At 58.4% G+C, this 25,053-nt stretch carries 29 protein-coding genes; 17 read left to right on the plus strand and 12 right to left on the minus strand.

What is annotated here, in order from left to right:
- Nucleotides 1–152: 152 nt before the first annotated feature.
- The gene (tldD, locus tag ABJO75_RS22760) at nt 153–1,574 is read right to left on the minus strand and encodes a metalloprotease TldD (RefSeq protein ID WP_348126229.1); all 1,422 of its coding nucleotides are present in this window, start codon (nt 1,572–1,574) and stop codon (nt 153–155) included.
- 179 nt (nt 1,575–1,753) lie between these two features.
- Here tldD and coxB point away from each other — a divergent pair, with 179 nt between their 5' ends.
- The 11 genes from coxB to ABJO75_RS22815 all read left to right on the plus strand — a co-directional run bounded on the left by coxB (nt 1,754) and on the right by ABJO75_RS22815 (nt 11,511).
- Complete coding sequence (gene coxB / locus ABJO75_RS22765; RefSeq protein WP_348126230.1) at nt 1,754–2,593, plus strand: cytochrome c oxidase subunit II; 840 nt, start codon at nt 1,754–1,756, stop codon at nt 2,591–2,593.
- 46 nt (nt 2,594–2,639) lie between these two features.
- Nucleotides 2,640–3,581 carry a heme o synthase gene (gene cyoE, locus ABJO75_RS22770; protein ID WP_348126232.1) on the plus strand — a complete coding sequence of 314 codons (942 nt, stop codon included), beginning with the start codon at nt 2,640–2,642 and terminating at the stop codon, nt 3,579–3,581.
- Nucleotides 3,578–3,742, plus strand: coding sequence for a hypothetical protein (locus ABJO75_RS22775; protein WP_348126234.1), 165 nt, complete (start codon nt 3,578–3,580; stop codon nt 3,740–3,742). Before cyoE ends, ABJO75_RS22775 begins: the two co-directional genes overlap by 4 nt.
- On the plus strand, nt 3,742–4,320 hold the full coding sequence (locus ABJO75_RS22780; RefSeq protein WP_348126236.1) for a cytochrome c oxidase assembly protein: 579 nt from the start codon (nt 3,742–3,744) through the stop codon (nt 4,318–4,320). The genes ABJO75_RS22775 and ABJO75_RS22780 overlap by 1 nt, the downstream gene beginning before the upstream one ends.
- A 23-nt stretch (nt 4,321–4,343) precedes the next feature.
- Complete coding sequence (locus tag ABJO75_RS22785) at nt 4,344–5,156, plus strand: cytochrome c oxidase subunit 3 (protein WP_348126238.1); 813 nt, start codon at nt 4,344–4,346, stop codon at nt 5,154–5,156.
- 93 nt (nt 5,157–5,249) lie between these two features.
- Complete coding sequence (locus ABJO75_RS22790) at nt 5,250–5,927, plus strand: SURF1 family protein (RefSeq protein WP_348126240.1); 678 nt, start codon at nt 5,250–5,252, stop codon at nt 5,925–5,927.
- Nucleotides 5,927–7,315, plus strand: a complete 1,389-nt coding sequence (thrC, locus tag ABJO75_RS22795; protein WP_348126242.1) for a threonine synthase — start codon at nt 5,927–5,929, stop codon at nt 7,313–7,315. The genes ABJO75_RS22790 and thrC overlap by 1 nt, the downstream gene beginning before the upstream one ends.
- A complete protein-coding gene (locus ABJO75_RS22800; RefSeq protein WP_348126244.1) occupies nt 7,312–8,574 on the plus strand; it encodes a pitrilysin family protein in 1,263 nt (420 codons plus the stop codon). The genes thrC and ABJO75_RS22800 overlap by 4 nt, the downstream gene beginning before the upstream one ends.
- 10 nt (nt 8,575–8,584) lie before the next feature.
- A complete protein-coding gene (locus ABJO75_RS22805; RefSeq protein ID WP_348126246.1) occupies nt 8,585–9,169 on the plus strand; it encodes a GNAT family protein in 585 nt (194 codons plus the stop codon).
- Between the two features lie 110 nt (nt 9,170–9,279).
- Entirely contained in the window at nt 9,280–10,074 is a 795-nt protein-coding gene (locus tag ABJO75_RS22810; protein WP_348126248.1) for an MBL fold metallo-hydrolase, read from the plus strand.
- A gap of 21 nt (nt 10,075–10,095) precedes the next feature.
- A complete protein-coding gene (locus ABJO75_RS22815; RefSeq protein ID WP_348126250.1) occupies nt 10,096–11,511 on the plus strand; it encodes an FAD-binding oxidoreductase in 1,416 nt (471 codons plus the stop codon).
- A gap of 78 nt (nt 11,512–11,589) precedes the next feature.
- Here ABJO75_RS22815 and ABJO75_RS22820 read toward each other — a convergent pair whose 3' ends face one another.
- The 3 genes from ABJO75_RS22820 to ABJO75_RS22830 all read right to left on the minus strand — a co-directional run bounded on the left by ABJO75_RS22820 (nt 11,590) and on the right by ABJO75_RS22830 (nt 13,505).
- The gene (locus ABJO75_RS22820) at nt 11,590–12,069 is read right to left on the minus strand and encodes a fasciclin domain-containing protein (RefSeq protein ID WP_348126252.1); all 480 of its coding nucleotides are present in this window, start codon (nt 12,067–12,069) and stop codon (nt 11,590–11,592) included.
- A gap of 198 nt (nt 12,070–12,267) precedes the next feature.
- The gene (locus tag ABJO75_RS22825) at nt 12,268–12,807 is read right to left on the minus strand and encodes an adenine phosphoribosyltransferase (RefSeq protein ID WP_348126254.1); all 540 of its coding nucleotides are present in this window, start codon (nt 12,805–12,807) and stop codon (nt 12,268–12,270) included.
- Between the two features lie 68 nt (nt 12,808–12,875).
- The gene (locus ABJO75_RS22830; protein ID WP_348126256.1) at nt 12,876–13,505 is read right to left on the minus strand and encodes a LysE family translocator; all 630 of its coding nucleotides are present in this window, start codon (nt 13,503–13,505) and stop codon (nt 12,876–12,878) included.
- Nucleotides 13,506–13,664: 159 nt separating this feature from the next.
- Here ABJO75_RS22830 and ABJO75_RS22835 point away from each other — a divergent pair, with 159 nt between their 5' ends.
- The gene (locus tag ABJO75_RS22835; RefSeq protein ID WP_348126258.1) at nt 13,665–14,159 is read left to right on the plus strand and encodes a hypothetical protein; all 495 of its coding nucleotides are present in this window, start codon (nt 13,665–13,667) and stop codon (nt 14,157–14,159) included.
- A 29-nt stretch (nt 14,160–14,188) separates the two neighbouring features.
- Here the strand turns inward: ABJO75_RS22835 and ABJO75_RS22840 are convergent, their stop codons facing one another.
- Complete coding sequence (locus tag ABJO75_RS22840; protein ID WP_348126260.1) at nt 14,189–15,061, minus strand: S-methyl-5'-thioadenosine phosphorylase; 873 nt, start codon at nt 15,059–15,061, stop codon at nt 14,189–14,191.
- A 226-nt stretch (nt 15,062–15,287) separates the two neighbouring features.
- Between ABJO75_RS22840 and ABJO75_RS22845 the strand changes: the two genes are divergently transcribed.
- From ABJO75_RS22845 to ABJO75_RS22855, 3 genes are read left to right on the plus strand one after another with little or no spacing between them, the layout of a single operon-like run.
- Nucleotides 15,288–15,671 (plus strand): NADH:ubiquinone oxidoreductase subunit NDUFA12, encoded by a 384-nt coding sequence (locus tag ABJO75_RS22845; RefSeq protein WP_348126262.1) that lies wholly within the window; start codon nt 15,288–15,290, stop codon nt 15,669–15,671.
- 25 nt (nt 15,672–15,696) lie between these two features.
- A complete protein-coding gene (mlaD, locus tag ABJO75_RS22850) occupies nt 15,697–16,149 on the plus strand; it encodes an outer membrane lipid asymmetry maintenance protein MlaD (RefSeq protein WP_348126264.1) in 453 nt (150 codons plus the stop codon).
- 35 nt (nt 16,150–16,184) lie between these two features.
- Nucleotides 16,185–16,514 (plus strand): DUF2155 domain-containing protein, encoded by a 330-nt coding sequence (locus ABJO75_RS22855; RefSeq protein WP_348126368.1) that lies wholly within the window; start codon nt 16,185–16,187, stop codon nt 16,512–16,514.
- Here ABJO75_RS22855 and aat read toward each other — a convergent pair.
- The 3 genes from aat to accB are packed head-to-tail and all read right to left on the minus strand — an operon-like array spanning nt 16,478 to nt 18,993.
- Complete coding sequence (gene aat, locus ABJO75_RS22860) at nt 16,478–17,110, minus strand: leucyl/phenylalanyl-tRNA--protein transferase (RefSeq protein WP_348126266.1); 633 nt, start codon at nt 17,108–17,110, stop codon at nt 16,478–16,480. The two genes, ABJO75_RS22855 and aat, sit on opposite strands and share 37 nt — an antisense overlap.
- A gap of 35 nt (nt 17,111–17,145) precedes the next feature.
- Complete coding sequence (gene accC, locus ABJO75_RS22865; RefSeq protein ID WP_348126268.1) at nt 17,146–18,498, minus strand: acetyl-CoA carboxylase biotin carboxylase subunit; 1,353 nt, start codon at nt 18,496–18,498, stop codon at nt 17,146–17,148.
- Nucleotides 18,499–18,507: 9 nt separating this feature from the next.
- Nucleotides 18,508–18,993 (minus strand): acetyl-CoA carboxylase biotin carboxyl carrier protein, encoded by a 486-nt coding sequence (gene accB / locus ABJO75_RS22870; RefSeq protein WP_348126270.1) that lies wholly within the window; start codon nt 18,991–18,993, stop codon nt 18,508–18,510.
- Between the two features lie 324 nt (nt 18,994–19,317).
- Here accB and ABJO75_RS22875 point away from each other — a divergent pair, with 324 nt between their 5' ends.
- Entirely contained in the window at nt 19,318–20,826 is a 1,509-nt protein-coding gene (locus tag ABJO75_RS22875) for an AMP-binding protein (protein ID WP_348126272.1), read from the plus strand.
- Nucleotides 20,823–21,626 (plus strand): 3-hydroxybutyrate dehydrogenase, encoded by an 804-nt coding sequence (locus ABJO75_RS22880; RefSeq protein ID WP_348126274.1) that lies wholly within the window; start codon nt 20,823–20,825, stop codon nt 21,624–21,626. The genes ABJO75_RS22875 and ABJO75_RS22880 overlap by 4 nt, the downstream gene beginning before the upstream one ends.
- A gap of 6 nt (nt 21,627–21,632) precedes the next feature.
- Here ABJO75_RS22880 and ABJO75_RS22885 read toward each other — a convergent pair whose 3' ends face one another.
- From ABJO75_RS22885 to ABJO75_RS22900, 4 genes are all read right to left on the minus strand, one after another.
- A complete protein-coding gene (locus ABJO75_RS22885) occupies nt 21,633–21,893 on the minus strand; it encodes a hypothetical protein (RefSeq protein ID WP_348126276.1) in 261 nt (86 codons plus the stop codon).
- Between the two features lie 300 nt (nt 21,894–22,193).
- Entirely contained in the window at nt 22,194–22,940 is a 747-nt protein-coding gene (locus ABJO75_RS22890; protein WP_348126278.1) for an SDR family oxidoreductase, read from the minus strand.
- Between the two features lie 587 nt (nt 22,941–23,527).
- On the minus strand, nt 23,528–24,283 hold the full coding sequence (locus ABJO75_RS22895) for an ABC transporter ATP-binding protein (protein ID WP_348126280.1): 756 nt from the start codon (nt 24,281–24,283) through the stop codon (nt 23,528–23,530).
- Nucleotides 24,284–24,295: 12 nt separating this feature from the next.
- Complete coding sequence (locus tag ABJO75_RS22900; protein ID WP_348126282.1) at nt 24,296–25,051, minus strand: ABC transporter ATP-binding protein; 756 nt, start codon at nt 25,049–25,051, stop codon at nt 24,296–24,298.
- Nucleotides 25,052–25,053 lie beyond the last annotated feature (2 nt).

Raw genomic sequence — 25,053 nt, forward strand, 5'->3', positions numbered from 1 at the left:
CGTTGCTCCGCCTTGTTGCAAGATCGGTGTAGCGCCCGGTCCGTTAACAGGACGTAAAGCGTGGACAATTCTTTGCGGATTTTCGAGAAAATGCATCAATGGCTTAGCAGGCCCCCGAATGGGCCGCCGACAGCCATCGATAAGAGGTCATGTCAGGCCGCAGAACCGCCCACCGTCAGGCCACCGATCAGGACGGTTGGCTGGCCGACGCCGACCGGAACCCATTGGCCTTCCTTGCCGCAGTTCCCCATGCCGGGATCAAGCTGCATGTCATTGCCAAGACCTCTGATCCGGGTGAGGGCGGTGGCCCCGTCACCGATCAGCGTCGCGCCTTTGACCGGTGCGCCGACCTTGCCATTTTCAACACGATAAGCCTCGGTGCAGGAAAACACGAACTTGCCGCTGGTTATGTCAACCTGCCCGCCGCCAAATCCGACGGCCCAAATGCCGTCCTTGATCTCGGAAACCAGTTCGGCGGGGTCAGCCTCTCCGCCCATCATGTAGGTGTTTGTCATGCGAGGCATGGGCGCATGGGCATAACTTTGGCGCCGCCCGTTCCCGGTCGCGGGCACCCCCATCAGCCGGGCATTCTGCCGATCCTGCATGTAACCGACCAGCGTGCCATCTTCGATCAGGACATTGCGTCGCGACGGTGTGCCTTCGTCATCGACGGTGATCGAGCCGCGCCGATCAGGGATTGTACCGTCATCCAGCACGGTAACACCCCGCGCGGCGACCTGTTTACCCATCAGCCCGGCAAACGCACTGGCACCCTTGCGATTAAAGTCGCCCTCCAGCCCATGACCGATGGCCTCGTGCAGCAGAATGCCTGGCCAGCCAGGGCCAAGCGCCACGTCCAAGACTCCAGCCGGGGCCGGAACCGCATCAAGATTCACCAGCGCGACGCGCAGGGCCTCGCGCGCTTTCGCCTGCCAGTCTGCCGGATCAATCAAGCCTTCCAGCCCGACACGCCCGCCGCCTCCGGCGCTGCCGGTTTCGCGACGGCCATTCTGTTCGACGATGACTGACACATTCACCCGCGTCATCGGGCGCACATCGCGGACCTGCACACCATCGGGGCGCAGTATTTCGACCTCTTGCAGGGTCGCGGCGAGTGTCGCGGAAACCTGAACCACACGCGGATCAAGGTCGCGAGCGAAGGCGTCGATCTCCCGCAGGGTATCGATCTTGACTGGAAACGGCTGGCCAGTTGTCGGGTCAACGTCAGTATAAAGTCGCGCATTTGTCGGTGCGGGCGCGTCGGCCATGGTGCCACCACCAGCACCGACGGCCAACCGTGCGGTCTGGGCCGCGCGCCTGAGTGCACTGACGCTCATCTCGGTAGAATGGGCATAGCCGGTGACTTCGCCATTCACTGCGCGCAGTCCGAATCCTTCGGACGCGTCATAGCTGGCACTACGCAAGCGCCCGTCGTCAAACACCAGCGCCTCCGATTTGCGCCGCTCGGCAAAGACCTCGCCATCGTCGGCGCCATCGGTTGCAGCCTGCAGTTCGCGCAGCGCTTCGTCCCTCGGCAGTGTGGTCTCAAACGGACGGAATGGTGTGTTTTGCATGTGCGGCTGGCCTCGTAACATGATCTGAATCAAAAAAAGCGGCTGTTTGACGCAATCTGATGGGTTTATCTGCTTCGCGGAATATGATTTCTACAGGCAGCAAATACAACGGGGCAGGTGCGTTCTGTGAATCATACCTGTATACGCCCCACAATTCGATCAACCGATCAGGATAGAACATGAAGAACGCTTTTTCGCTCGCCGGGCTATTTACCTCCCTATCGGTCCTCCCCGCGCTGGCGCAGGACGGGCTTGAGATCATCGGCAAGCCGATTGATGGGGCAATAGGCTTTCAGCCCGCAGTCACCGAACTCGCGCATGACCTGCAGTCTCTGGACTGGTTGATTCTGGTGATCATCACGGTGATCTGTGTCTTTGTGACCGCGCTGCTGATCTATGCGATTGTGCGTTTCAACAGCCGCGTGAATCCGACGCCGGCCAAATTCACCCACAATTCACCTCTGGAAGTCGCCTGGACGGTCGTGCCGATCGTGATCCTGATCTTTATCGGCGCATTCAGCCTGCCGGTGTTGTTCAAGCAGCAAGAAATTCCCGAGGGTGACATCACCATCAAGGTGACCGGCTACCAGTGGTATTGGGGCTATGAATACATCGATCACGAGTTCGGCTTTGAAAGCTTCAAGCTGGAACGTGACGAGCTCGAAGAATATGGCTATGGGCAGGACGAATATCTGCTGGCCACGGACACAGCCGTTGTTGTGCCGGTCGGCAAGACCATCGTGATGCAGGTTACCGGTGCCGATGTGATCCACTCGTGGACTATCCCGGCCTTTGGCGTCAAGCAGGATGCGGTTCCCGGTCGTCTGGCCGAACTGTGGTTCGCGGCGGAAAAGGAAGGCATCTACTTTGGTCAGTGTTCGGAACTTTGCGGCAAGGACCATGCCTATATGCCGATCACCGTCAAGGTCGTCAGCCAAGAGGTCTATGACGAATGGCTGACCGGTGCCATCGAAGAATATGCCGGCGCGCCTCGCAGCGTGACGCTGGCATCCAACTGAACGTAGAGGGCGGGGAATACCCGCCCGTTTCGGCAAGGGACCCGCGATGAGCGACGTCAGCATCAATAGTGCCATCCGCGAGGACGAGGCCAGCTTTGGCGATTTTTTCGCGCTGCTGAAGCCGCGCGTGATGACGCTGGTTGTCTTCACTGCCTTTGTCGGCCTGCTCGCCGCTCCGGTTCCCGTGCATCCAATGGTCGGCTTTTGCGCGATCCTGTTCATTGCCCTTGGCGGAGGTGCCTCGGGTGCTCTGAACATGTGGTGGGACGAGGATATCGACCGCGTGATGAAGCGTACCCGCAAGCGTCCGATCCCATCCGGCAAGGTTACCGCGTCTGACACGCTGGCCATTGGTCTGGCGCTGTCGGTGTTGTCGGTTACGATGCTGACGCTGGCGACCAACGTGATGGCCGGGGCCATGCTTGCCTTTACCATCTTTTTCTATGTCGTTGTTTATTCGATGTGGCTCAAGCGGCTGACGCCTCAGAACATCGTCATCGGCGGTGCCGCGGGTGCCTTTCCGCCGGTTATCGGGTGGCTGGCCGCGACCGGCTCGATGGCGGTTGAACCTTGGCTGATGTTCGCGATCGTATTCATGTGGACGCCACCGCACTTCTGGGCGCTCGCGCTGTTCATGCGCAACGACTATGACGATGCAGGCGTGCCAATGCTGACCGTGACGCACGGTCGCCGCGCGACCCGTCAGCATATTCTGGTCTACACCGTTCTACTGGCCGTTCTGGCCCTCGGAGCGGCTTTTTCGGCGATCGGTGGGCCGATCTATCTGGCGATATCGGTGGTCGTGAACCTGATGTTCCTGCGCGGTGCAATCCGCATCTGGCGGCGTGACGAGGATGCCTCGGAAGCCGATAATTTCGCTGTAGAGCGCGCGTTTTTCCGGCTGTCGCTCTGGTATCTGTTTGTGCATTTCGGCGCGATCCTGATCGAAGCCCTGCTGCGCCCGTATGGCATGGGAGGCTGGGGATGAGCATTCGTACAACCCACGAGATCCACGAGCGGCGGTTCAGCCGAAATGTGGGCGTTGGCCTCGCTCTGGTGGCGTTTGTCGTGATCGTGTTTGGCCTGACCGTCGTCAAAGTCACGCGCGGCGATTTTGAGCAAGTGCCCGCGACAGAGGGACAAGACTGATGGCGCTCTCCGGTCCACGCAAGACGGTTGTGCAACTGGTCGCCGTGGTTTTCACGATGGGCGCACTCGCGTGGGCGTCGGTACCGTTCTACGACTGGTTCTGCCGTGTCACGGGGTTCGGCGGCACGACGGTTGTGGCCTCTACTGACTCAGCCGATATCCTTGAACAGACCATCAAGATCAGATTTGATGCGTCGCTGGAACGCGACATGCCGTGGACCTTCAAGCCGGTCGAGCGCGAGATGGAAATTCGCATTGGTGAAACTGGGTTGGCATTTTACGAGGCCTTCAATCCGACCGACCATCCGGTCGCAGGGCAGGCGAGCTATAATGTCTTCCCCTATGAGGCCGGTGGCTTCTTTAACAAGATCGACTGTTTCTGTTTCACCGAACAGGTACTGGAACCTGGCGAACGGGTGCAGATGCCGGTGACGTTCTTTGTCGATCCGGAAATCGTCACGGACCGGGATGCAAAACACGTGCATTCGATCACGTTGTCGTACACATTCTACGAAATCGACCTGCCCGAGGGCTTTGCCGCCCTCGAAACTGAGGCAGGCAACAATAATACGAACTAACGCCGCAAGGTAAGGGACACTCAATGGCACACGCAAAGAACCACGATTACCATATTCTGCACCCTTCCATCTGGCCGCTGCTGGGGGCGGCTTTTGGGTTCGCCATGTTGTTCGGCGCCGTTCTGTGGATGCACTCGGTCACGCCGTATTTGTTCTGGATCGGTCTTGCCGGCGTTCTTTACACCATGTTCGGCTGGTGGTCCGAAGTCGTTCATGAAAGCCATATCGGCGATCACACGCCGGTTGTGCAGATCGGTCTGCGGTACGGGTTCATCCTGTTCATCATGTCCGAAGTGATGTTTTTCGCGGCGTGGTTCTGGTCGGTCTTCAAGCATCTGATCTATTCGATGCATGAATACGCAGGCAGCGAATACGTCGTGCCTGTCATATATCCTGTTGACCCGTTCAATCTGCCCTTGATCAACACGGTTGTCCTGCTGCTGTCGGGCTGTACCGTGACCTGGGCGCACCATGCGCTTATCCACGGAAACGTGCGCAAGGACCTGATCGCAGGTTTGGCTCTGACCGTTGTACTGGGTGTCGCCTTTACCGCCTTGCAGGCCTACGAATACATCCACCTGCTGCATGAAGGCTGGAAATTCGGCGAAGATATCTTTTATTCGAACTTCTTTATGGCCACCGGATTCCACGGCTTCCACGTGATCATCGGTACTATCTTCCTGTTCGTTTGTCTGATCCGCGCCATGCGCGGCGATTTCACCCCGAAACAGCATGTCGGGTTCGAGGCTGCCGCATGGTACTGGCACTTTGTGGACGTGGTTTGGCTGTTCCTGTTCTTCGTTGTCTACATCTGGGGCACTTCGCACCTCGGCTAGGTCGATTGCGGTTGAAAATCCGCTGACAGAACGTATCAAGCATGGCGCGCGGGTGATCCGCGCGCCATTTCGTTTTCGAGGATGTTGCCGGCGATGGCTCGTGTTGTCTTTCTGGTGTTCTTTGGCATGACCGGGTGCGCAATCCTGGTCTGGCTCGGCACGTGGCAGATTCAGCGACTGGGCTGGAAACAGGAAGTTCTCACCGAAATTGACAGCCAGATATCAGCCGAGCCCGTTGCCCTGCCTGTGGCCCCGGACCCGGATGCCGACAAATACTTGCCGGTCGAAGTCTCCGGCACGGTGTCTGACACTGAACTGCATGTGTTGGTGTCGGTCAAACATGTCGGTCCCGGCTATCGCATCATCGCGCCGTTTCAGACCGAGGATGGTCGCCTGATCCTGCTTGATCGCGGTTTTGTCCCGACCGAAGAAAAAAACAAGGCCCGCCAGACCGGACCGATGACGGTGATTGGCAATCTGCATTGGCCTGACGAGATCGACAGCTATACCCCTGAACCGGATGTGGCCGCAAACACGTGGTTTGCGCGCGATGTTCCAGGCATGGCGGCGGCACTGGGGACTGAACCTGTCCTTCTGATTGCCCGGTCCCAGACCGATCCGAACATGACGCCGCTGCCTGTTGATACTGTCGGTGTGCCCAACGATCACTTGCAGTACGCAATCACCTGGTTTTCACTGGCCCTGATCTGGGCTGCGATGACCGCATATTTCCTGTGGCGCACCCGCGCAAAACCCGAGAGCCGAGGCTAATGAAATACGTATCCACGCGCGGCACCGCGCCTGAACTGAGCTTTGAAGAGGCGATGCTGTCCGGTCTGGCCCGCGACGGAGGGCTTTACGTGCCAGCCGAGGTGCCGCAGATGACCCCCGACGAAATCGCCGCGCTTGCGGGGCTCAGCTATGAAGAAACCGCGTTTCGCATCATGCGGCCATTTATCGGCGATACGTTTACCGATGATGAGTTTCGCGCAATCATCGACCGTGCCTATGCCGGGTTTGGGCACGCGGCGCGCGCACCGCTGGTGCAACTTGCCCCAAACCATTTCCTGCTCGAACTGTTTCACGGCCCGACACTGGCCTTCAAAGACTTTGCGATGCAGTTGATCGGTCAGCTGTTTCAGGCGGCCCTGACCCGGCGTGGTGATCGCGTCACCATCGTCGGCGCCACCAGCGGCGATACCGGGTCCGCTGCGATCGAGGCGTTCAGGGGGCTGTCCAACGCGGATGTGTTCATCCTGTTCCCGCATGGTCGCGTCAGCGAAGTGCAGCGCCGCCAGATGACCACACCCAGCGAGGCAAACGTGCACGCGCTTGCGGTGGATGGTGACTTTGATGATTGTCAGGCCGCGCTCAAGGATATGTTCAATGATTTTGACTTCCGCGACGGGGTCCAACTCGCCGGGGTCAATTCGATCAACTGGGCGCGAGTTCTGGCGCAGGTGGTCTATTATTTCAGCTCCGCCGTCAGCCTCGGTGCGCCGCAGCGCAAGATCAGCTTTACAGTGCCAACCGGCAATTTTGGCGACATCTTCGCGGGCTATATCGCGAAACAGATGGGTTTGCCGATTGATCAGCTGGTCGTTGCGACCAACCAGAACGATATCCTGCATCGGTGCCTGAGCGGGCAGGGGTATCACAAGGGGCCAACCCATCCGTCGATCAGCCCATCGATGGACATTCAGGTCAGCTCGAACTTCGAGCGGGTATTGTTTGACGCCTATGGCCGCGACGGGCGCGCGGTTTCGCAATTGATGGACGAACTCAAGCAAGGCGGTTTTGACATCTCGCAAGGTGCGCTCGGTTATCTGCAAGAGCATTTTGCATCGGGCCGGGCTTCTGAAGACGAAACACTCGCCACCATTGCCGAAACGCTGACACAAAGCACAGAACTTTTGTGTCCGCATTCTGCGGTCGGGGTGAAGGTCGCCAATGAACACCGCGCGACTGACGTGCCGATGATCACGCTTGCCACAGCCCACCCGGCCAAGTTCCCGGCGGCGGTCGAGCAGGCCAGCGGCATACATCCACCTCTTCCCCCGCGCATGTCCGATCTGTATGACAGGCCGGAACGGGTGACGCGGATCGCCAATGATCTCGGCGCCATGAAGGACTTTATCAAAGGACACATCGCCAAGTGACGGTCGAACAACACACATTGGGCAACGGTTTTCGCATCGTCAGCGAACACATGCCGGGCCTGCAATCTGCCGCTATTGGTATCTGGGTGTCCGCAGGCGGGCGCCACGAGCGGATCGAACAGAATGGCATCGCGCATTTCCTGGAACACATGGCGTTCAAGGGAACCCGCAAGCGCACTGCCGTGCAAATTGCCGAGGCCATCGAGGATGTGGGGGGCTATATCAACGCCTATACCAGTCGCGAAGTCACCGCCTATTACGCTCGCGTTTTGCAGAGTGATGTTCCGCTGGCAATGGATGTGATTTCTGACATCGTGTTGAATCCGATCTTTGACCCGAATGAGATCGAGGTCGAGCGCGGTGTGATCCTGCAAGAAATCGGTCAGGCCCATGACACCCCTGACGATGTGATTTTCGATTGGTTGCAGGAAGACAGCTATCGCGATCAGCCTTTGGGCCGAACGATTCTGGGACCGACCGAACGCGTCAGCAATTTCTCACGCGAGGACCTGTCTGATTTTGTGGCCGAGCATTACGGGCCCGGCCAGATGATCCTGTCGGCCGCTGGCGCGGTTGATCACGCTGAAATCGTGCGCATGGCTGAGGAGCTGTTTGGTCACTTGCAGCCGAAACCGGATCTTGTCGCCGAAACCGCGCGGTTTACCGGCGGGGAAACCCGACGCTCCAAGGAACTTGAACAGGCACATTTCGCACTTGCCTTTGAAAGCCCGGGCTACCGCGACGATGCGATTTATACCGCCCAGATTTACTCCAGCGCGATGGGCGGCGGCATGTCGTCTCGCCTGTTTCAGGAGATTCGCGAAAAACGCGGGCTTTGCTATACGATCTTTGCCCAGACTGGTGCCTATGCGGATACTGGGACGACCACCATCTATGCCGGAACTAGTGCGGCGCAGATTGGCGAACTGGCCAACATCACTTTTGACGAGATGAAGCGCGCAACCGAAGACATGAGCCCACAGGAAGTGGCCCGTGCTCGCGCGCAGATGAAGGCCGGGATGTTGATGGGATTGGAGAGCCCCTCTAATCGGGCGGAACGATTGGCGCGGTTGGTTCAAATCTGGCACGTGGTTCCGCCGCTCGAGGACACCATTGCCCGCATTGATGCGGTATCAACCGGTGACGTTCGAGAGTTTGCCGAGACAATCGCGGCCAACGCGCCAGCGGCGCTGGCACTGTATGGGCCGATCGACAGCGCGCCCACATTGGCAGATTTGCAGGGAAGGCGCGCAGCCTGATGCCGGTCTGATGCTTCTGGCCAAACGCAAGCTCAAGCTCGAGACCGAGCGTCTGACCCTGCGCCCGCCGGTGCATTCGGATTTTCGAAATTGGTCTGCCATGCGCGACGCCAGCCGTGATTTCCTCACCCAATGGGAGCCGGTCTGGGCCAGCGACCACCTGAGCCGTAAGGGGTTCACCAACAGGGTCTATTGGGCGCAGCGATCCATTGGCAACGGGTCGGCGGTGCCATTGTTCCTGTTCCGACGCGACGACCAGTCTCTGGTTGGGGCGATCACGCTGGACAATATCAGGCGTGGGCCAGCACAGGCCGGGACACTTGGCTATTGGACGGGTGCACCGTTCGCGCGGCAGGGATACATGCGCGAAGCTATCGGGGCAGTGGTCCATTACGCGTTCTCGCAACTTGATCTTAGCCGGATCGAGGCCGCGTGCCTGCCCGAAAACGCCGCCTCGCGCGGATTGCTGGAAAAGTCCGGGTTCAAATACGAAGGCGTTGCGCAGTCATACTTGCAGATCAACGGGCGTTGGCGGACGCATGTTTTATATGCATCCTTGCGCAGTGATCGGCGCGGGCGGACCGACGCGGGCTAGGAAGCAGGGGCGCACACCCGAAAATTGAGGATGAGGGGCTGACTTTCGACCCGCACGTTCTATCCTCTTTGCTCATGATGGTACTACGCGCTCTATCCTTGATACTTCCGATGTTGCTCTGTGCCCCGCTTTACGCGCAGGACCGACGACCAAGCCATTGTATCGCCATCGCGGATGCGACGCCGGGTATGACCTTTGTGCACAAAGCCGCGTGGCAGGAGCCTGTGCCTGAATACTCCGTGCGTTTGTCATATGTCGCCCATGCCAGCTTCCTTCTGCAAACGCCTGCTGGGCTGAATGCCGTCACCGATTTCACCGGCTTTATCGGCTCTGCCAACATGATCCCCGACGTTGTTACGATGAATCACGCCCATGATACCCATTGGACGGCCTTTCCCGATCCGGCGATCCCACATGTGTTGCCCGGTTGGGGCGCGTTCGGAGAAGGGATCGAGCATCATCTCGATCTGGGCGAAATGCTTGTGCGCAACGTGTCGACCGACATCCGCTCGCAATTCAGCGGGATAGAGGAAAAAGGCAATTCGATCTTCATCTTCGAGGTCGCAGGATTGTGCATCGGCCATCTCGGTCATTTGCACCATGTGCCGAATGATGAGCAATTCGCGGCAATCGGGCGACTGGATGTGGTCATGGCCCCAGTCGATGGCGGTATGACGTTGCCGCTGCCTGAGATGATCAGTATCCTGAAACGGCTGAAATCCTCGGTGGTCATCCCGATGCACTGGTTCAGCAGTTACACGCTCGATTCATTTCTAGGTGGCATGACAGATGAGTTCGCTATTCAGCGCCCCGGTATATCCCATATTGAATTGTCTTTGCGGGACTTGCCTGACCGCCCGACGGTCGTGGTTCTTGAGCCGGCGTACCTGTCGGACCAGGATTGATTCGAACGCGAGGTTCGCTGGATGAGCCTCAATCCCGCCGACGATCATTTTGTCGCGTCCCTGAATGGGTCGATATCCACGGACGTATTTCGCCCTGTTGAGCCGCGCTATCTGGAAGAGCCGCGCGGCCGTTTGAACGGGCAGGGCGGTCTGCTGGCGTGCCCGCGCAATGCGCATGAGGTTTCGACCCTGATCAAAGCGGCCAATGCAGCACGCGTCGGGGTTGTACCCTATGGCGGGGGAACCGGATTGGTCGGGGCTCAGGTGAAGCCGGACGGACCTGCCCCCCTGATCCTGTCGCTGGAGCGTATGTCGGCCATCCGCGCGGTTTATCCCGAGGAAAACGTGATTGTTGCAGAGGCTGGCGCGGTTTTGGCCGACGTTCAGGCGGCGGCGCGCGCATCGGGACGTCTGTTTCCCCTGTCGCTCGCGTCCGAAGGATCCGCGCGGATCGGAGGCAACCTTGCGACCAATGCGGGCGGCGTGAATGTTCTGCGCTACGGGAATACGCGGGATCTGTGCCTTGGGCTTGAGGCGGTGTTGCCGGATGGGCAGATTTGGAACGGATTGACGCGGCTGCGCAAGGACAACACCGGCTATGACCTGCGCAATCTCTTGATCGGCTCCGAAGGAACGCTTGGCGTGATTACCGCCGCGGCACTCAAGCTGGCACCAATCCCTGCCTCGACCGGGACAGCGATCTTGGTTGTTCCATCGCCGCGCGCTGCGATCGAATTGCTGTCACTCGCACGCGAGAGGCTTGGCGAGGGTGTCAGCGCCTTTGAACTTTTGCACAGGCAAGGTTTTGAGTTTCTGACCGAAACGCTGCCAGATATTCGGCAACCTTTCCGTGAGCCGCCGGAGTGGTGTGTGTTGATCGAACTTGGTCTCGTTGCGGCAGTGGACCCGCAAGAGCAGTTGGCCAGTCTGTTTGAAGAGGCACTTGAAACGGGTTTGGTGCAGGATGGCCTCATCGCGCAGTCAGAGACGCAGCATGAAGACTTTTGGACCGTACGCGAGCAGTTGCCCGAGGCCAACCGCCTGATCGGGTCAGTGTCGAGCCATGATGTCTCCATCCCGTTGGGCGCGCTGCCTGACTTCATCGAGAAGGGCCGTGAGCTGGTTTCCGGGTTCGGAGACCTTCGCATCAACTGCTTTGGCCATGTCGGGGACGGCAACCTGCACTACAACGTGTTCCCACCAAAAGGCACGAACCGGGAGGCGTACAAACATCAAAGCGGTGCGATCAAGCGTGCTCTCCATGATCTCGTCGCGGCATGTGACGGTTCAATCAGTGCCGAACACGGGATCGGGCGGATGAAGGTCGATGATCTCGAAAGATATGGTGATCCCGTCAAGCTCGCGGCGATGCGCGTGATAAAGAAGGCGCTGGACCCTCTCGGCATCATGAACCCAGGCGCCGTGCTCGGCCCATAACAAAACCGGCGAGCCTTTCGGATCGCCGGTTGATCGTGCGTGGCTAGATGAGGGGTCGCCACGCGGCGATGCGCGTGATCACTTGGGCATGATCACCTTATCGATGATGTGAATAACACCGTTGTCGGCCTCGATATCTGCCGAGACGACGGTTGCATCGTTAACCATGACGCCGTTGTCGAGGTCGATCATGATGTCGCCGCCCTGAACGGTTGTGGCCGCCATGTCGTCGCTCAGGTCACTTGACATCACCTTGCCTGCCACAACGTGATAGGTGAGGATCGCAACCAACTGGTCCTTGTTCTCTGGTTTGAGAAGCATCTCGACCGTGCCTTCCGGCAATGCTGCGAACGCTGCGTCTGTTGGCGCAAACACTGTAAACGGTCCTTCGCCTTTCAGGGTATCCACCAGACCAGCGGCCTGTACTGCGGCCACGAGTGTATTGAAATCATCTGCACCGATGGCAGTGTCGACGATGTCTTTGGAATGGCCGCCGGCAAGGGCGGCACCCGCCATCATCATGGCAGCAGTCAGAGAGAAAGCGGTTTTGCGAAACATGGGTGTAATCCTCAAGCTGTTGAGCAATGCCGTGTGTGACATTGAAAGGAATACGCCCCGGCACCAAAATTGGATCACCGATTTTCCGATGCTGATTGTCTTGACTTGGCGCCATCGGCGCCTAAGTAACGAGGTCGTTCGTTTTCCAATCAACATTACGTGATGGAAAAACTGTGATATCGTTCAGATCGGGCGCGATCAGTCGCCTTCGAATGCACAGAGGGCATGCACATCCATGCCGAGTTCTTCGAGAACCTTGCGCCCTCCAAGATCAGGGAGGTCAATGATAAAGGCGCAGCTGATGATCTCGCCGCCAAGCCGCTCGATCAGTTTGATGCCCGCCGCAGCTGTGCCGCCAGTGGCCAATAGATCGTCGACCACCAAGACCTTTTCACCGGCCTGAATTGCATCATCGTGGATTTCGACAATCGCCTCGCCATACTCCAGCTTGTAGTCCTGACTGATCGTGGTGCCAGGCAGCTTGCCTTTCTTGCGGATCGGCACAAATCCCACGCTAAGCTGGTGCGCAATTGCGCCGCCGAGGATAAAGCCCCGGGCCTCAAGCCCGACCACCTTGTCGATCCGCTCGCCTGCATAAGGATGCAGCATCTGGTCGATCGCCATGCGAAAACCGCGCGGGTCCGCAAACAGCGTGGTCACGTCGCGAAACATGATCCCTTCCTTGGGGAAATCGACGACTGTGCGGATATAGTCGCGGACAGAGGTGTTTCTGGGCATGACGGTTCCCGTTTGCTGCAAGTCGCCATGCGTTTGGCCTATTGCGCAGCCTTGCGCAAGCTTGTGGTTCAGGTGGGTCGGCGCAGCAATGCGGTAAACAGGCCCATCCCGATAAGAGTCACACCGCCACTGCGCGTGAGCGCCGTGATCACCGCCGGTTTACGCACGGTTTGCCGCAACTTGTCCGCCAACAGCGCATAGGCCAAGGCGTTTAGCGCCGCGAGCATGACGAAGGTGCTGATGAGAATGGCAAACTGCGGAAGCATCGGCGACCCGGTTTGCAGAAACTGCGGGACAAAGGCGATGAAGAACGCGATGGATTTCGGGTTCAGCGCGGTCACACCCGCCGCGTGGGTAAAGACGCTGCGCGGCGTAACCTCGCGTTCGGTTGTGATGGTGTCCAGCCCTTCAGAAGGCGCGCTACGCAGCAGTTTGATGCCCAGCCAGACGAGATACGCCGCCCCCACCCATTTCAGTATCGAGAACAAAGTGGCAGAGGTAGCGACCAGTGCGCCCAGACCGGCGAGCGAGGCACTCATCGCGATGAGATCACCCAAGGCAACACCACCCGCCGAAGCAAGTGCGACGCTGCGTCCTTTGGATAGGGCATAACTCAGTACCAAGAGCACAGTCGGACCTGGAATCAGCAGCAATGCAGTGGAGGCGACGACGAAGGTCAGCCAGAGGTCAATCGGCATGATCTGTCCAGTAGTTGTTGCGCTGTCCAGATGGCCAGAGCGGCGGTCTGATGTCAATGCGGTGCACGCCAGCCGATTCGATTCAAATGGATTTGTGGTCTGAAGCTGAATGAAGATTTCGTCAGCGAGGTTCGCGTCGACGCGATATATGCCAATTCCATGCGGGAATTGATGCCCGATTTCTTAGGCCTCTTAGCTGGCGGCGCATCGCTTCAGGACACCACGTCCTTGGTCGAGCTCATGAAGACCGACGTGGGCAAGCAGACCGCTCAGCTGCGGCTCGCTGGCCTGATGACCCAGATCCGCAAGGATACCGAACATGCTGAGACGCCGAAGTTTTGCGAATGCAGGATGGCCAGCCATCTTAATCGTCGCCAGCGCGTCTGTACGGTCCGCAGTTCTTTGATTCCCGAAAGCAAGCCTGAACTAAGCGCATTCAATTTCGCGAGCTTCTCCAATATGGTTCCGGAAACGGTCTTTGAACGCTGTGGGCCGGAAAAAAGTGCGGCCGCCAAGCAGATTGAGATGCAGAGCTGCCCGGCTGATATCGGCGTGCCGTGGGATGTGGCGTTGCGCCGTGCCCTTGGAGTTGTCGAGCCGCGCGACTTTGCGGGGCAAGACAGCGAACCTCCAACGGAAGCTGCCGACAGCTGACCCTTCGATCGCTTTGCACGTCCGAGGTGCTACAACACGCGGCCTGCAACTGCGTCCAGTTTGGCCACCAGCGCAGGATCGCGTACGTCGGACGCAGTCAGAATCGCGTACTCAAGTGCGCGGTCACAGCCATGCGGGCAGGGCTCGCGCTCGAATCCCAAGAGGTCAGGCAGGCGACGGACAAGTGATCGGGCCTTGTCCGCGTTCCCGGTCAACGTCGCGATGATATCCGAGATATCGACTTCGCCGTGATCCGGGTGCCAGCTGTCATAGTCGGTGATCATAGCGACCGATGCATAGCAAAGCTCTGCTTCGCGGGCGAGCTTCGCCTCGGGCATATTGGTCATGCCGATCACGTCACAGCCCCAGCTTTCGCGATACATGCGCGATTCCGCGAGGGTCGAGAATTGCGGCCCCTCCATCGCGAGATAGGTGCCGCCACGATGAACGGTGATATCGGCATCGCGTGCGGCAGTTTCACAGGCATCTCCAAGGCGCGGACAGGTCGGATGGGCGAGGCTTACATGGCCGACGCAGCCTGTGCCAAAGAATGATTTTTCGCGCGCAAACGTGCGGTCAACAAACTGATCCACGATCACGAAATCGCCGGGTGCCATCTGTTCACGGAACGAACCGCAGGCAGAAACGCTGATTACATCCGTCACACCCAACCGCTTTAGCGCATCAATATTGGCGCGATACGGAACGGTGCTGGGCGAATGGACATGGCCGCGACCGTGACGCGGCAGAAACGCCATGTCGACCCCATCGAGAACCCCGGTGAGAATGGCGTCAGACGGTTTGCCCCAAGGACTATCGACCTGTTGCCATTCGGCGTCTTTCAGCCCGTCAATTTCGTAGAGCCCCGAGCCGCCAATGATTCCGATTCTGGTGTTGGTCATGAGAGTTCCTGTGGCTGTCGCGTGGGCAAGGTGACGAGCTTGGCAGGGGAAATCAAGCTGTGAAGCCTCTGAAGTCTCGTCATTTGTTGCGGCGCGGCAGAAACGCAAAAGTCAGCGCGCGCATCTGGCAAGGCGAAGAATTGCGGCAATGGGCCTTGCGCGATCGGTGACACTGGACCTTTAGCGCGGGATGCGTCATATCAGGAACGAATTCTCGGAGGCTTTCATGGGCATTCTCAACTCTCTACTGCGCGCGGTGACCTGGTGGAACGGGCAGACCCTGAACACCCAGATCTTTACATGGCGCAAGGGCGTCAAGGTGGGTGAAGACGAGCAAGGCAACGTGTTCTACCGCAATGCTGATGACAGCAAACGCTGGGTTATCTTCAACGGCGAAGTCGAGGCAAGCCGGGTCAGCCCTGATTGGCATGGCTGGCTGCACCACACGTGGGATGAGCCGCCAACTGATAAACCCCTTGCACACAAGCCTTGGGAAATCCCGCATCAGGAAAACCTGACCGGAACCGCGCTTGCCTATGCACCGTCCGGATCGATCCGCCGGGCGGAACCTGCGCCGCGGCGCGATTACGAGGCGTGGAGCCCCGAGTAAACTCGGCACATCAACGGAGCGCGACATGTCGCACAACACAACCGAAATCGCCGTCGGCGGCGCAGTTCTGGCCGGGGCGGTGGCATTTGCCCTTTATGCCGGTCAGGCAACCGGGCTGTCAGGCTCTGGGGCAGGCTATGAGCTGAACGCCAGTTTCCGCTCGCTTGAAGGCGTCAGTGTCGGCACCGATGTCCGGCTGGCCGGGGTCAAGATCGGCACGGTCACCGAGGTGGAACTAAACCCAGAAACCTATCGCGCGGACACGACGTTCTCTGTACTCGAGGGCATTCCGGTACCGGATGACAGCGCGGTAATCGTTTCATCCGAGGGGCTTCTCGGCGGCAACTTCGTTGAAATCATGCCGGGTGGCTCACCGTTCTTTTTCGAGGCCGGCGACGCGATCGAAGACACCCAAGGGGCTGTGAGCTTGATTTCGCTGTTGGTCAAGTTTGTGGCAGGCAGCGGAGGCGACGAGTGATCCGAAATCTGATCGCGCTGGCGCTAAGCGCTGTTATGGCGTCGCCGTTGGCGGCGCAGCATCAGAATGCCGTATCGGCTCCCGGTGCGGTTCTGCGTGCTCTGGACAAGGTTGATGGGAAAACCATTGATATCACGGTGCCTTCTGGCGGGGCGGTGGATGCCTTTGGTCTGACCGTCGAGCTTGCCGATTGCCGCTATCCCGCGGAGAACCCAACGGGCGATGCTTTTGCCTTTCTGATCATCCGCGATATCGATGCTTCGGAGGTCGATTTTCAGGGCTGGATGATTGCATCTTCCCCGGCGCTGAATGCGCTGGATCACAGCCGCTATGATGTCTGGGTATTGCGCTGTATCACGTCCTGAGCGGTTGGAACCGGCGGGCCGCCAAAGTCGGCGTGTAGCGCAATCGCCTCATCAAGCCGTTCATGATAGCTGCCACGTGGTATCTCGACTGCCCCGAGTGACGCAAGATGCTCAGTCAGGAACTGCGTGTCAAACAGCTGAAATCCTGCCTGACGCAGCCGGTCGACCAGATACGCAAGTGCGATCTTTGAGGCGTCAGTCCGCCGCGAGAACATGCTTTCGCCAAAGAACGCAGCTCCGACCGTTACGCCATAGACACCGCCAACCAGATCGGTGCCGTCCCAGACTTCGAGCGAATGCGCGTATCCTGCCCGATGCAACGCGATATAGTGCTGGCGGATTTCCGCGTTGATCCATGTTTCGGCCCGATCTGCACAGCCATCGACAACGTCGGCAAAAGCGGTGTCGATCCGGATGTCGAACCCGCACCGCAACAGGCGACGGCGCAGGGATCGTGATATATGAAACCCGTCCAGCGGTATGATGCCGCGACGCTTGGGATCAACCCAGAAAATCTCGGCATCATCGCGATGCTCGGCCATCGGGAAAATTCCGATGGTATAGCCGCGCAACAAAAGCTCGGGTGTCAGTGTCATCCGCGTCTCACCGAAGCCACCGGGCCGCCGGGGGGTTATCCGTCGGCCAGATGCGTTTCCAGCCAGTGCTCCAGCCAGTGAATGTTATAATTGCCGCTGTGGATGTCCGGCTCTTCGAGCAGTTCAATGAACAGGGGGATGGTGGTGTCCACCCCATCGACAATCAGCTCGCCCAAGGCCCGGTTCAAACGCGCCAACGCTTCGGGGCGGTCACGACCGTGCACGATCAGCTTTCCGATCAGGCTGTCGTAATAGGGTGGGATCGAATAGCCGTCATAGAGCGCGCTATCCATGCGCACACCCAATCCGCCGGGGGCGTGATACTGGGTGATCTTGCCGGGGCAGGGCGAAAAGTTTGGCAGTTTCTCGGCATTGATCCGCACTTCGATCGCGTGACCATTGATGACCAGATCGTCCTGGGTAAACGACATCGGCAATCCGGCGGCCACACGGATCTGTTCGCGCACGAGATCGACACCGAATATGCCCTCGGTCACCGGGTGTTCGACCTGCAGTCGCGTGTTCATCTCGATGAAATAGAACTCGCCATTTTCATAAAGAAACTCGATGGTTCCCGCACCGATATAGTTGATGCGGGCGACGGCATCGGCGCAGACCTTGCCGATCCTTTCGCGCTCCTCGGGGGTGATCACAGGGCCGGGGGCTTCTTCGAAGACCTTCTGATGCCGCCTTTGCAGCGAACAATCCCGTTCACCCAAATGCACGGCCTTGCCCTTGCCGTCGCCAAAGACCTGAATCTCGATATGGCGCGGTGTGGTCAGGTATTTCTCGATATAAACTTCATCGTTGCCGAAATTGCTTTTGCCCTCGGCCCGCGCAGTCTGAAATGCGCGCTCCATGTCGGCGGCGGTTGCGGCCACTTTCATGCCTTTGCCGCCGCCACCTGCGGTGGCCTTGATGATCACCGGATAGCCGATCTCTTCGCCGATCCGCTCAGCGGTGGCCAGATCCGGCACGCCGCCTTCGCTGCCGGGCACACAAGGCACGCCAAGCGCCTTCATCGTGTCCTTGGCGGTGATCTTGTCGCCCATGATGCGGATGTGTTCGGCGGTGGGGCCGATAAAGGTCAGCCCGTGATCTTCGACGATCTGCACAAAATTCGCATTCTCAGACAGAAAGCCGTAACCGGGGTGGATCGCCTGCGCGCCGGTGATTTCGCAGGCCGAGATGATCGCCGGCAGCGACAGATAGCTTTGGCCGCTTGGCGGTGGGCCGATACAGATCGATTCATCGGCCATGCGCACATGCATGGCATCGCTGTCCGCAGTCGAATGAACCGCGACCGAGGCAATGCCCATTTCGCGCGCGGCACGGACCACACGAAGGGCGATTTCCCCGCGATTGGCAATTAGGATCTTGTCAAACATGAGACTGCCTTATTCGATGATGACGAGCGGGGTGCCGTATTCCACTGCGGCACCATCCTCGACCAGGATCCGCTTGACCGTGCCAGATTTGGGGGCCGGGATATGGTTCATGGTCTTCATCGCTTCTACGATCAGCAGTGTATCACCTTCGGAGATGCTGGCGCCGACGCTGACAAAGGCGGGCGCATCCGGTTCAGGCTGCATATAGACCGTTCCGACCATCGGTGACAGGACCGCACCGGGATGGCTGGCCGGGTCTTCGGCCGTTTCGGCCACGGCAGGAGCCGCCGGAGCTGCGAGCGCCGCAGGCGCCGCTGGCATGGCCATCTGCACAGGCGCCGGGGCTGCGGGTGTCACGCGGCTGACACGGACATTCAGGCTGTCATCTTCGCCATAGTCACGTTTGACCTGCACTTCCGTAAGGTCGTTTTCTCGCAGCAATTCGGCAAGCGCCTTGATGAATGCCACGTCCGACTCGTGTTTGGTGTCTGTCATGATGTCCTCGACCGGTTCTGCTGTGCCCGCCTGTCCCGCGGGTTTTTCGTGTCGGCGCTTATAGGGCAAGCTCTTGCCTGTGAAAAGCACCGTTCATTCTGCACAACATGGCGACTAATTGGCAAAATTGCCAGTGCTGGCGTCGCGACGGCTTCTGGATGGTCCCGCTGGGATCATTTGCGCCGGTTTCATGCCTGCCTTTGTCTCCTTGAAAATGCGAACGGCTAAGAAACATCTGATCTGGCACCTGCGACACGACGGTGGTCAGCGCGGCGCAAATCCGGATACATGTTACAGACACGATCATGGCAGAGGGTGGGTAACATGAACCTTGGTAACTGGTTGTCCCGGCAGGCGCAGGCGCATCCGGACCGGCCTGCGTTGTTTCTGGGCAACGAGCATGTCGCGGACTATGGCGGATTTCATGTTCGTGCGGCGCGGGTTGCGGGATGGCTGCAAGCGCAGGGCATTGTGCCGGGCGATCGCGTCGCGATGTTCATGAAGAACTGCCCGGACTACCTCATCGTCCAATTTGGCATCTGGTACGCTGGTGCGGTCGCAGTTCCGATCAATGCCAAGCTGCACGGGCGCGAAGCGGCCTATATCTTGCAGGATTCGGGCGCGTCTTTGGTCGTTGCGACATCGGCGCTGGCTGATTCTCTGACCGATGCGCAGGTTGCCTGCCGCGTCGTCGTCGCCGGCGGCGTGGACTACGGACAGGTGTTTGAGGCCGACCCTGTCGAGACGCCAGTCTGGCGCAGCGCCGATGATCTGGCATGGTTGTTTTATACCTCCGGCACCACAGGGCGACCCAAAGGCGTGATGATCACTCATCGGATGCTGATCGCGGTGTCGCTGGCCTATTCGGTCGACGTCGATACGGTAAACGCCGATGACGCAGTGATCTACGCCGCTCCGATGAGCCATGGTGCGGGCCTCTATAACATGATCCATGTGCTGAACGGCGCACGCCACGTCTGCCCGGTATCCGGCGGGTTTGAACCTGCTGAAATCTTTGACCTTGCCCGGCATTTCGGGCGCAGCCAGATGTTCGCGGCCCCCACTATGGTCAAGCGCATGACAGAGGCGGCAATGGCCACAGGCGAAACCGGCGAGGGGCTGCGCACTGTCGTTTACGCCGGGGGGCCGATGTATAACGCCGACATTATCGAAGCCGTTGACCACTTCGGGCCGATCTTTGTTCAGATTTATGGTCAGGGGGAATGCCCGATGGGGATCACGGCCTTATCCCGTCACGATGTAACTGATCGGACCCATCCGCGATGGCGCGAGCGGCTGGCCAGTGTGGGCCGCGCGCAAACGCCAGTCGAGGTCCGCATCGGAGATGCGAAGGGCATGCCGGTTCCTGCAGGCACCCACGGAGAGATCATGGTTTCCGGTGACGTTGTCATGCCGGGGTATTGGGAAAACCCGGAGGCAACCGAGAAAACCGTGATCAATGGCTGGCTGATGACAGGAGACATGGGGTTTATGGACGTGGATGGATACGTGACCATGCAGGACCGCTCCAAGGACATGATCATAACCGGCGGGTCGAACGTCTATCCGCGTGAGGTCGAAGAGGTGCTTTTGACACATCCCGAACTGCGCGAGGTTTCGGTGGTGGGGCGTCCACATCCCGAATGGGGCGAAAGCGTCGTGGCCTTTGTTGTGGGAACTGCATCGCCCGAGGACCTCGACCGTTTGTGCATCGACAATATCGCACGGTTCAAACGGCCCAAGGAGTACATCACGCTCAATGAACTTCCCAAGAATAACTATGGCAAAGTACTCAAGACTGAGCTGCGCAAGGCATTGGAGGACAGCAAATGACGGATTTGTCACGTAAGACGGCGCTGGTCACGGGATCAGTGCAGGGCATTGGCCTCGCGATCGCCGAGGCGCTTGCTGGGGCAGGTGTGCGGATCGCGCTGCATGGGTTGGCTGGCGATGCACAGATCAATGAGGTTTGCACGCATCTGACTCAGGTGGGTGCGCCACAGGCAGAGTTTTTTCCGGGTGATCTGCGCAACCCCGAGGAAATCGGCGATCTGATGCGTGCCGTTTCCTATTGGGGTGGTGCCGATATCCTCGTGAACAACGCGGGAATCCAACACACCGCACCGTTGACCAAGATGCCAGCCGAGACATGGGATTCGATCCTCGCGGTCAACCTGAGTGCTGCGTTTCACACGATGCAGGCGGCATTGCCCGAGATGGTCCGGCGTGGTTATGGGCGCGTCATCAATATTTCTTCTGTGCATGGACTTGTGGCCAGCAAGTACAAGGCACCCTATGTGGCGGCGAAACATGGGTTGGTCGGATTGTCCAAGGTTGCCGCACTAGAGCACGCGGCAAAGGGAGACCGCGCCAAGGGGGGCGTGACCGTCAACTGTATTTGTCCGGGGTGGACCAACACAGCAATCATCGAGCCGCAGATTGCCGATCGCCTTGATGCGTTCGGTGGTGATCGCGACGCGGTGATCGCCGACCTGCTGAAGGAAAAACAACCCAGCCTGCGCGGGTCCGACCCTTCGGAAATCGGCGCGCTGGCGTTGTGGCTGTGTAGTCCGTTGGCGCATAACCTCACAGGCGCGGCAATCCCGATAGATGGAGGATGGACCGCGCAATAGGGTGTCCTATGGCTCCGGCTGCTGTTCCAGTTCACGCGCCTGCTGGTCCAGCATCTCCATGATCTTGATCTGAATTGCGGACGGGGGCGCGGTTTCCTGTTGATCGCCATTCCCGGTCTGTCGTTGTCCGGTCTGCCCAGATGCTGCGCCATCGGAAGCAGGAGTTACGGTTTTCGCAATGTCTGGCTGAACAGGATCAGGTGGCAGCGAGGCCGGATGGCCTGTTGATTGTGGCGCCATTGCCGGCAGCGCAATCGAGATATTCATTTGATTGCTCCATTCATTTGTGGAGCCCTCACCCAATGTCCAGATTGTCCCGGGGTGGGTTATCAAATGGTAAAATCTGAAGGCGACACACGTCATCACCTTTAAGCAAGTTTAGGAAAATCGCCCGTATTGCGCTGTGAAAGGTGGGCCAATACAGCACCCTTTTTCGCAACTGGTACTGATCTTATATCTGCGTGCCCGCATTGTTTTACCGAATCGTGAATCGCCCCGAATGTCGGCAGTGTGGGACAAGCCGGACATTTTATAAGCGTAGCCAATGCCGGCTTTCAACAGAAGTGATTATCGGCCACCAGCGATGTCAAGGATGCTACCAGTGCAATAAGACGCCTCGTCGCTGCAAAGCCAGGCAATCGCATCGGCGATCTCTTGTGCTGTGCCAGGTCTCGCCATCGGGACATTCTGGCCAAGTCGTTCAGCACGGTCCGGCTGCCCACCGCTCGCATGTATTTCCGTTTCGATAAGTCCTGGCCTAACGGCATTTACTCGGATGTTTTGACTGGCAAGCTCTTTGGATAATCCTAATGTCAAAGTGTCCATGGCTCCTTTACTCGCAGCGTAGTCAACATACTCAAAGGGAGATCCGAGGCGTGCGGCAGCGGAAGATACCAGGACGATAGACCCGGTCTTACCAACCTTTTGGCTCGGCAACCGCCGAGACGCTTCGCGTGCGAAGAGAAATGATCCCAAAACGTTTGTATTGAACATCATCTGAAGACGCTCGATTGGCATTTCAGATAACGGCATCGACGGCGCGACGACACCTGCGTTCACGACGACAGCATCAAGACTGCCAAAGAACTTATGGGTTTCATCAAACGCAGCCAATACATCTGCCTCACTTGATGTATCACCTTGGATCAAAAAGGCTTTGCCGCCAGTATCTTCGATAAACATCTTAGTTTGCTTCGCCGCCTCAATACCGGAACGAAACGTGTAGGCGACTTGCCATCCCTTTTTAGCCATCGCGATAGCCGTGGCCCTGCCGATCCCTCTGGAGCCTCCGCTAATAAGTACGGTCTTCTTCATGTTGAGAGCTCCATTGTTTGATGCCTGAGGGTCATTTCAAGCATTGTATCTATATCTTGGCTGAGTTGAAGCTGCCCTTCAGAGATATCATCTCTCGCGGCTGGCTCGCCGGAAATATAGTCACGTGCCACAGCGACCAAATATAGGTGAAATCCCGTGCTGCCTTGGGTATTCGTAATGATCGTATCTAGGCCGATAAAAGTACGTGATGGTTTGGCATGAACGGTTGTTTATTCAAACAGCTCGCGACAGGCTGCGGCACCTGTGCTTTCACCAAGTCGACATAACCGCTTGGGACCCCCAAAGCTCCGCGTCGGGTTCATTCTTTCTACGAACAAGTAGCAGTTCGTGCTTGCGAACGACGACAGCTAACGCGGCCAGCTTAGAGCAAGTCATTAATCCGAAACCTAATTTATCTATGCGGACATTCGCTGGTATGCAGAATTGTTGCAAAATGTACTCAAAACGGACCTCTTGTTGATGCTAGTGCCGACCGAAAGGATACGATCTACCAACACGGGCCGTAAGGGGCCCGCGTCTTGTCGGCTAGTTGGTCGTGCGGCGGGGTGGTTTGAACCGCAGACGGTTCAGATCGCCAGATACTCGGAGCGAAGTTCTTCGTTTTCAAGAACCTCTGCGGCAGATCCATCAAAGACGATACCGCCGGTGTCCAGAATGACCGCACGATCCGCGAGTTCGAGCGCGCGGACGGCGTTCTGCTCGACGATAACGGTGGTCATGCCCTGTTCCTTGATGTGGATCAGCGTCTTTTCGATCTCATCCACGATCACCGGTGCCAGCCCTTCATAGGGTTCATCCAGCAAGAGCACCTTGATGTCCCGCGTCAGCGCCCGGGCGATGGCCAGCATCTGTTGTTCACCACCAGACAGCGTCACGCCTTCTTGCATCCGGCGCTCGCCCAGACGGGGGAACAGATCATAGACCCGCTCAATCGACCAACCGATCGGCGGTGCGATCTGGGCGAGTTTCAGATTTTCCTCGACAGTGAGGCCGGCGATGATCCTGCGGTCTTCTGGTACGAGGCCCAGTCCGACGGACGCTGCTTCGTAACTGGCCATTTTGTGCAACGGCTGATGGTCCAGCCAGATTTCGCCCTGGCGCACCTGTGGATCGCCAAGGCGCGCGATAGAGCGCAAGGTCGATGTCTTGCCCGCGCCGTTTCTGCCTAAGAGCGCAAGGATCTCGCCTTCGTGGACGTTAAAGCTGATGCCCTGAACGATATAGCTTTCACCATAGTAGGCATGCAGATCCCAGACCGAGAGAAAGGCTGGCGCGGTTGTTGCCTGATTGGCGTTTTTGGAAAAGTCCGGTTTGACGTTCATGTGTCTGACTCCTTACGCCGACTCGCCGAGATAGGCTTCGCGGACCTTGGGGTTGCCCCGGATGTTTTCGGGGGCGTCCTCGACCAATGGGGTGCCTTGCGCCAGAACCGTGATCCGGTCAGCGAGCGAGAACACCACGTGCATGTCATGTTCGATGATGGCGATGGTGATGTCGCGTTCTTCCTTGATCTGCTTGAGCAGGTCGATGGTGTTATTGGTGTCGGCCCGTGCCATCCCGGCCGTCGGTTCGTCCAGCAACAGCAGGCGGGGTTCCTGCGACAGGCACATGCCGATTTCCAGACGCCGTTTGTCACCACGGGACATTGCAGCTGCATGCATGTCACGTTTGTCGATCATGTTCATGTCGATCAACATCGCTTCGGCTTTTTCCACCACGTCCGTTTGCGACGGGATCGACACGATGGCGTTCATTTCGAACGATCCGTCCCGCTTGGCAAAACAGGGGATCATCATGTTTTCCATGACGGTCAGATCGCCAAAGATCTCCGGAGTCTGAAACACGCGGGAAATGCCCATCTGGTTGATTTCATAGGGCGCCAGTCCGAGAACCGATTGGCCATCAAACAGGACGCTGCCGGTATCGGGGATCAGCTTGCCCACTAGGCAGTTGAGCAGGGTCGATTTGCCCGCGCCGTTGGGGCCGATGATCGCGTGCACAGTGTTTTCAGCCACCGAGAGGTTCACATCTCCAAGGGCCTGCAGACCACCAAAGCGTTTGTTGACGCCTTTGACTTCAAGGATACTCATGT

This window comes from Sedimentitalea sp. (assembly GCF_039973035.1).
Taxonomy (GTDB): Bacteria; Pseudomonadota; Alphaproteobacteria; order Rhodobacterales; family Rhodobacteraceae; genus Sedimentitalea.